Source organism: Flavobacterium bernardetii, assembly GCF_011305415.1.
Lineage (GTDB): Bacteria > Bacteroidota > Bacteroidia > Flavobacteriales > Flavobacteriaceae > Flavobacterium > Flavobacterium bernardetii.
The window spans coordinates 1-3,627 of sequence record NZ_JAANOQ010000023.1; the positions used below are offsets into that span (position 1 = coordinate 1).

Below are 3,627 nucleotides of genomic sequence, written 5' to 3' on the forward strand. Positions count from 1 at the left end.
CAACAGCGGTTTTGCGCAAGCCTTGCCAGAAAAAGGCAAGCCCTGCGCAAAGCCGCGGCCCGTTGGTAGCAATTTTACCGCAGAAATCGAAAACATGACTGAAAAAGAAATTGAGAATAAAATTAGTTTAGTGGAAAATATTGGCGGTATGACAGTCAATGAAAGACTTTATGTTTGCGGTTTAGATAAAGAATTTGAAAAAGCTTTAAAAAATGACAAATTGAAAGCTGAAAGAATATTAGAACTTTTAAAAGTTGACAAATTATCGATTGAATTAATATTGACAAAATATATGGTAGAAAACATAACTAAACCGAATTTACTGAAAAGATTTATTGCAGGATTTATTGATTATTTATTTGTATATGGTTTTTTCTTTGCTTTTGTTTACTCATTTGGAGAACCGAATGACGAAGGTGGATATTCAGTTACTGGAATATTAGGATTAGTTCCAATTATTTTTTGGTTTTCGATAATTGTGCTTACTGAAGTGTTTTTAGGAGCAACTCTTGGAAATTCTATTGTTGGCTTAAAACCTAAATCTTTGACCAAAAATAATGGAGAATTGAGTTTGAGCCAATCAATAAAAAGACACTTATTGGACCCAATTGATATGTTTCCTTTTGGATTAATTGGAATAATGACAATTAAAAACACTGACCGAAACCAACGTTTAGGAGATATTTGGGCGAAAACTATAGTAACGGAAGTATAAAATAAATAAAAAACTGCTACCAACAGGCGTTTGGCAAGATTGCGAATTTTGTAGTAAATACACGTTTATTTCTCGCAAGAAATTTTATCTTTGATAGAAAATAATCGTTTCCGAAGTTCGCAACCTCGCCAAGCGCCGGAACGTTATATGCTATTTTAAGACAACTATGAAACAAACAATATCTATATTATTTCTTCTACTTTTCTTTAATGTTTACGGACAAAAATGGCATTTGAACCGCATTGACGAAAAATCAAAATTTAAGTATGAATATTGGTTTCAATTCGAAAATGCAGATGACATTTCTTCACATAGTTTAAAGAAAATTGAAGGAAAATCTATATCAACAATCCGACTAACTGATAACAAAGGAAACGTAATTAATTTTGCAACAATTGAGATTAAGGAATTAAGTAATGATTCTTTATCTAAAATTGTGACTGACTATGATGGTCTTGTAAAACTACAATTGGAACCTGGAAAATATAGTATGGAAATTTCTGCAATAAATTATGATAAGTTTACTGTTGACTTTAGTATTGTGGAAAATATTTTTTTTGAATTGAATATAAAACTTGGTTTAGCTCCAGAATTAACAATTTATCAAATAAACTCTAAAACCGAACTTAACGAAGCCGAGATTTTAACGATAATGAAATGCGTTAATGAAAACAGACAAAACTATTATAAGAATTGTTCTGAGCAAAATAAATTCTATGTATCAATGCAGATTTAATAAAAAAACAGCATATAACAGGCGTTTGGCAAGATTGCGAATTTTGTAGTAAATTCACGTTTATTTCTCGCAAGAAATTTTATCTTTGGTAGAAAATAATCGGTTCCGAAGTTCGCAACCTCGCCAAGCGCCGGAACGTTAGCTGTAACTATTATGAACGACAGTCCTTACAATAAACTTCCTAACGACATTAAACGAAAATATAAAATCGTTTATAGTGAATTGTTGTGTGATAATATTACGATGTTTAAGAATAAAGACGAGAAATGGGGAGTTTTATCTTCAAATAAAAAATTCGGACTATTCAATTTCTATGATTTTTTAATTAAACCAATCTATAACTCTGTAGGTTTTAACAAAGATTTGAAACTTATTGAAGCCGTTAAATATGAAAATAACATCTGGAATCAAGATAACAACACATATTTTTACTTTGATTTAGATGGTAAGCTAATTTGGAAATCGGAAACAGGCGAAAGTGTTCAAATAGACAAATTAGGTAATATCTTATTAAATAAAGCAAATAAAATTGGTATCCTAAATAAAGACTTCACACAAAGAACTGAAACAAAATATCAACGACTAAACGCATTAAGTACTTCTTACTTCAAAGCATTCCAATATGGTAAATATGGAATAATTAATAAAGATGATGTAATTATTTTAGATTTTGAATTTGAAGAGATACTTAATGTTATTGAAAAAAATAAAGTTATTGTTAAAAAAAATGACAACTACTATTCATTTGACTTTGACAATAATTCACTAACCGAATTACCATTTACTAAAATCTTAAATGCTTCAAGTAATACTTATAAAGCTCCATCAACAGAAAGCCTTAAATACTATAAAAGCATTGTTGATTGTAAAGAGAATGAAGACTATGACGATTATAACTTAGAAATGATTAGGTATCAAGGAAAATGGGGAATAATTAATGGAGCAGGCAATATTATAATTCCAAATGATTACTCTTTTGTAGATTTTTTAAGAAATCCAAAATATTTTAAAGTTTGTATTGGAGAAATTGAAGTAGTAGATTATGAAGATGATGATGAAAATTACATAACTTCAATTAAAAATGTAAAATGGGGAATAGTTGACATAAATAATGAAATTATAGTTCCAATAGAATACGATTGGATAGATGAAGTAGAATCGATCGTTTGGGTAGTCTATAAAGGTGGAACTGTATTTTATAATGACGATTATCAAGAAGATTATTGGACAATAAAAAATGCAAAACTCGGAGTTTATAACCTGACAAAATTAATTACACCAATTGAGTATGATGTAATTAAAAAGAATTGGTTCAGAATTAAAGATTATATTTTTGTTCAAAATGGGAAAAACTATTTTGATGATAACTCGACAGAATATGATGTCTTTACTTTAGAAGGTAAGAAAATAGAAGCGAATAAACCGAAACCGAAAGATTATACATATTATGGATAAAATAGCTACAGCTAACAGCAGTTTGGCAAAATGGCGGGTTCAGTGCTAAATTGAACATTCGGTTTTCTAATAAACATTAGTGCTAAATTGAAAGAAGTGCTTCTAAATCCGCCACTTCGCCAAGCTGCAAAACGTTGTACCGCATAAATTTTCCGTAGTAAAAATCCGTGTAATTTCGAGGGTTTAGAATAGAAATACTTAAGGAAAACTTTGAAGAAAACTTACTGAATTATTGAGAATTGTAACGCAAAGCCAACGTATCACGTTTCACCGAATGTTAATACGGCTCCTATGGTTTCTTTTGGCTTTTGTTTTGTGTTTACATTGTAGAAAAACTTTATAGAAAAACTAGAAGGAAGAATATTCAGAAATAATACAGTAAATTTTGAATAGATATTTTAGCATTTATTCAAAATAGAAAGAAAACAAAAAAAAAAATCTTTGTCGAAAATTGAATAGTAAATACTAGGCGGAATATCTACAAGAAATATTTTTATTTAAACATGTAGCAATTTACGCGGTACAACAGCAGTTACAAGAAATGGCTAAAAATTTGCTACTTTCACGTTTTGTTTTCGCAATTAATTTATATCTTAGCAAGATAATAAGCAGTCACGAAGTTAGCCACTTCTTGTAGCTGCAAAACGTTAGCACCAATACTCCACGAACACAAAAAACCAATGATATCAAAAGAAAAAATATCTGAAATTAAAGAAAAATT

The 3,627-nt window shown here is 29.4% G+C and carries 3 protein-coding genes; all 3 read left to right on the forward strand.

The window, feature by feature from the left end; translation table 11 throughout:
- A partial coding sequence (locus G6N05_RS15670; protein ID WP_225875188.1) for an RDD family protein occupies positions 1 to 715 on the forward strand: 715 nt, incomplete at its 5' end.
- 166 nt (positions 716 to 881) lie between these two features.
- Entirely contained in the window at positions 882 to 1,451 is a 570-nt protein-coding gene (locus G6N05_RS15375) for a carboxypeptidase-like regulatory domain-containing protein (RefSeq protein ID WP_166131824.1), read from the forward strand.
- A gap of 153 nt (positions 1,452 to 1,604) precedes the next feature.
- The gene (locus G6N05_RS15380) at positions 1,605 to 2,906 is read left to right on the forward strand and encodes a WG repeat-containing protein (protein WP_166131826.1); all 1,302 of its coding nucleotides are present in this window, start codon (positions 1,605 to 1,607) and stop codon (positions 2,904 to 2,906) included.
- The last annotated feature ends 721 nt before the right edge of the window (positions 2,907 to 3,627 follow it).